Origin of the sequence: Roseateles sp. (assembly GCF_049240545.1) — a bacterium.
Taxonomy (GTDB): domain Bacteria; phylum Pseudomonadota; class Gammaproteobacteria; order Burkholderiales; family Burkholderiaceae_C; genus Paucibacter_A.
Map to the genome: position 1 here is coordinate 1 of NZ_JBMLSK010000245.1, position 3,932 is coordinate 3,932.

A 3,932-nucleotide genomic window follows, 5' to 3' on the forward strand; every position below is an offset into this window, starting at 1 on the left:
ATGCATAAGTGCCCACCTATTCAAATAAGTGGGCACCATCGTCACAGTGCCTTCAGCTGGAATCAAGGTGGGAGAACTGGACACTTACCTGTACATGCAATTGATAAGGTCTAACGCAACAGATATCGCGGGTATTGATGCTCAGCACGCTCCCCTTCCGAGCGCTGGAAGTTGCTTGAGTTCATCCGCCCCTACCCCAACCTCACCGCCTTCCCATCCACGACCAGATGCGTCAGCCACACCGCGCCGCCCACGGCGGGGCGCTGGCTGGGTGGGGTGGCAGGATCTGCTCGGGTGATGCGCACGGTGAAGTGCTGCGCCGGCAGGGCCGGCAGGCACAACGGGGGCACCAGGCCCACGTTCAGGTGGCGGGCGGTGGGGTTGGGCATCAGGGGAAAAGTCTGCTCGTGCAGGCCATTGGCGCACAGGGTCACTTCCATCTCGCCCAAAGCCCGGGCGCCAGTGCCGCCGCCTGCCCCACTCTCGGCCACGCGCCCGCACACGTAAAAATCTCGCACGCTGCGCACGCCGCTGAAGTTGAAGGCCGCCTCGCCCTGCGGCAGGCCCCAGGCCTGAGCGCCGGGGTGCCAGGCCAGGCCCTCGCCGCGGGTGCTTTCAGGCAGGGCGGCGTTCAAGTCCACGCCGTCCAGCTCCAGCGCCCAGCGGTGCTCCTGTTGCTGCAAGGCCGCCTCGGCCAGCATCTGGGCGGCTGTGTGGGGCGTCCTTTCCAGGGCGCCCGTCAGGCGGCCCGGCCACCAGGTCTGCAGGCTGCCCCCGTGCAGCGCAGCCGCCCATACCCGCACCAACTCGCGCTTGATCTCGCGCCGCCACCGCTCAAACAGCATGCGGCTGTTGCGCTCGTTCTGGGCTACGGTGCGGCCGCGGCTCAGGCTCACGTGGTGCAACACGCGGCTGCCCGTGGCCACCACGGTCACCAGGCCCCGGGCCTGCAGCTTGAAGCACAGGTCATAGTCTTCGCAGCCGTTCACATACCGGCTGTCAAAGCCCCCCACGGCCTCAAAGTCCGCACGGCGCACCAGCATGCAGGCGCCAGTCACCGCCAGCGTGCGCAAAACGGGCGCTGTACCCTCCAGCCCGGCATCTGAACCAACATCTGAACCAACACTCAGACCAACACCCACCCCAGCACGCGGCCCCGCACCCGGCGCCACACCCATCATGGCCATACCCGGCAAGACTTGCGTGTGCTGAAACTGCGCAAGCGGCGTCAGGTGCACCCCGGCATGGTCCAGCGCGCCATCGGCCACACGGTGCTGCACATTGCCCACCACCCCCGCCCGCGCTGCGGCCCCGCCCTCCATCAGCGCCGCCCACATCGGCTCCAGCCAGCCAGGTTTGAGCACCAGGTCGTTGTTCAGAAAGGCCAGCACCTCGCCTGTAGAAGCGGCCACTCCGGCCATGCACGCCCGCGCAAATCCCAGGTTGGCAGCGTTGAGCACCGTGCGCAGCGGTGGTGTATCGCTAACCTGCCCACCGGGCCGGCCCAGCACGCCAGCATGGCTTGGCGCTGCCGGGCTTTGTGGGTCAGCCAAGCCCGCCAACCAGGCCCGCGTGCCGTCACTGGACCCATCGTCCACCAGAACGATCTCGGCCTGCAAACCAGCCGGCAGCGTGGCCTGCAAAGACGCCCACATCGCCTGCGTCTCGGCCAAGTGATTGAACAGCGGGACGATGATCGACAGCTTCATGGCTGACCGCAAGCCGCCCCTGACGCGGCCGTTACATGCGCAGACGCCAAAGCCGTCAGCCAAACACGACTACCACGCCCAGCGCCATGCTCAAGCGTATTCAGCCGTCTCGATCTGGTCATGCAGACGGTCTGGCGAGAGAGAGGTGGTCGCGCAAAACTGAACACGGCGCCCTTTGAGATGGCCGGCTGCTGAGTGCGCAGCAGGAGGCTTTGGTGCGCAGGCTGATCACTGACAAGACGCCGGACCAGCTGAAGATGCCCTGCGCGCTGTGGACTCGCGCTGCGGTGGCCCCAGTCATCGAGCGGCCATTTGGCATTCGCATGGCGGTACGCACGATGGGGTTGTATCTGGCGCGTTGGGGCTTCACGCCGCAAAAGCCGATGAAAAAAGCCTGCGAGCAGTCGCCCGCTGCGGTGCGCAAGTGGCTTGATGAGGACTGCCCGGCCATCGCCGCACGGGCCCAGGCCGAGGACGCCGAGATTCACTGGGGCGACGACAGCGGGCTGCGCAGCGACGACGTTCGTGGTCGTGGCTTCGCGCCCAAAGGCCAGACACCGGTCATACGGGTCAACAACAAGCGCCATGGCCTGTCGGTGATCTCCACCGTCACCAACAAAGGGCAGATGCGCTGGCGCATCTTCGATGGAGCGCTCAATGCGCAGATCCTGATCGACTTCCTGCGCCGATTGGTCAAGGGAGCGCGCAAGAAACTGTTCCTCATCCTGGACAACCTGCGGGTGCATCACGCCAAGCCGGTCAAGGCCTGGCTGGCCGAGCACGCTGATGCCATCGAGGTGTTCTACCTGCCCAGCTACAGCCCCGAACTCAACCCCGACGAGATGGCCAACGCCGACATCAAGCAAGCGGTCACCACGCAGGCCCCGGCGCGCACCAAGCTGCAAGGGGTCAAGGCCGCTGCACGCCCCCTGCGACGCGTTCAACGCCAGCCTGAACGCATTCGCAAGTACTTCGAACATGGCCCCTTCGCTATGCGGCTTGATTCAAGTTTGTTGATGCCGGATGAATCGCTAGTGTTTGATTGCGTAAACGATAGTTAGTACTATGGTGCTTTCCTTGCCTCATGAGCGAGAGCCTTGTGCCACGTGTAGCGATCGCATTGTCGTGTACGGCGGAGACGATGGCGCAGCTCGAGCGAATGGCTCGAAGCCACAGTGGCGAAGTGCGGATGGCACAGCGAGCGCGCATCGTTTTGGCTTGCCTTCGGGGTAAGCGCAACGACGAGATCGCACGCGAGATGAGTTTGCGTCCGAACACTGTCGGGCAGTGGCGGCAGCGGTTCGCTGCGCGCGGCTTGGCTGGGATGCGCGATGCGCCAAGGTCGGGCAAACCGGCAAAGTACGGCGTGGAGCTTCGCGATCGCATCCTGGCGCAGCTGGAGGTGGCGCCGCCGGCGGGGATGGCGAGCTGGGACGGCGGCAGCCTGGCTGCAGCGCTGGGCGTGTCCGATGACGCCGTGTGGCGTGTGTTGCGCAAGCAAGGCATCCAGTTGCAGCGACATCGGTCTTGGTGTGTCAGCACGAACCCTGAGTTTGCCGCCAAGGCGGCCGACGTGATTGGGCTGTACCTGAATCCGCCGCAAAACGCTTTGGTCCTCAGTGTGGATGAGAAGCCTTCGATCCAGGCATTGGAACGGGCACGCGGCTACGTGCAGACCAGCAGCGGCAAGATCGTTCAGGGGATCAAGAGCACCTACAAACGCCACGGTACGGTCAACCTCTTCGCTGCCCTGGAAGTCGCCACCGGCGTCATCCGCAGAAAAACCACCCAGACCAAGAAGCGTGCGGACTTTCAGGCCTTCCTTGATGAGGTGATCGCCGCCCAGCCTGCCGGACGCGAAATCCACGTCATCTTGGACAATCTGAACACCCACAAAAGGAACGACGACTGGCTTGCTGCGCACCCAAACGTCACCTTCCACTTCACGCCCACCAGCGCGAGCTGGCTCAATCAGGTCGGGATCTGGTTCGGAATCTTCCAGCGCAAGACGCTGAGCAATGCGAGCTTTCGCAGCACCGAGCAACTGGTAGAGGCCATCCATGCATTCACCGTCGCGTACAACGAAAACGCCGCCCCCTTCGTGTGGCGCAAACGGGAGGTCCGGGGTGCGCAGCTTCGAAACACTATCGTCAACTTACGCGATTAAGTACTAGTACTCCGTTCCAATAAAGTGCTTACGTCACGCCATCTGCATATCGAAGC

Annotated in this window: 2 protein-coding genes and 1 pseudogene; 2 read left to right on the forward strand and 1 reads right to left on the reverse strand. The window is 64.0% G+C overall.

Annotated elements, in window-relative coordinates; translation table 11 throughout:
- Positions 1-191: 191 nt before the first annotated feature.
- Positions 192-1,709 (reverse strand): glycosyltransferase family 2 protein, encoded by a 1,518-nt coding sequence (locus ACOVRJ_RS16695; RefSeq protein WP_422044964.1) that lies wholly within the window; start codon positions 1,707-1,709, stop codon positions 192-194.
- A 179-nt stretch (positions 1,710-1,888) separates the two neighbouring features.
- Here ACOVRJ_RS16695 and ACOVRJ_RS16700 point away from each other — a divergent pair.
- Both ACOVRJ_RS16700 and ACOVRJ_RS16705 read left to right on the forward strand, forming a co-directional pair.
- Positions 1,889-2,712 (forward strand): annotated as a pseudogene (locus ACOVRJ_RS16700) (IS630 family transposase); the annotation flags it as partial.
- A gap of 138 nt (positions 2,713-2,850) precedes the next feature.
- Positions 2,851-3,876 (forward strand): IS630 family transposase, encoded by a 1,026-nt coding sequence (locus ACOVRJ_RS16705; protein WP_422044965.1) that lies wholly within the window; start codon positions 2,851-2,853, stop codon positions 3,874-3,876.
- Positions 3,877-3,932: the final 56 nt, after the last annotated feature.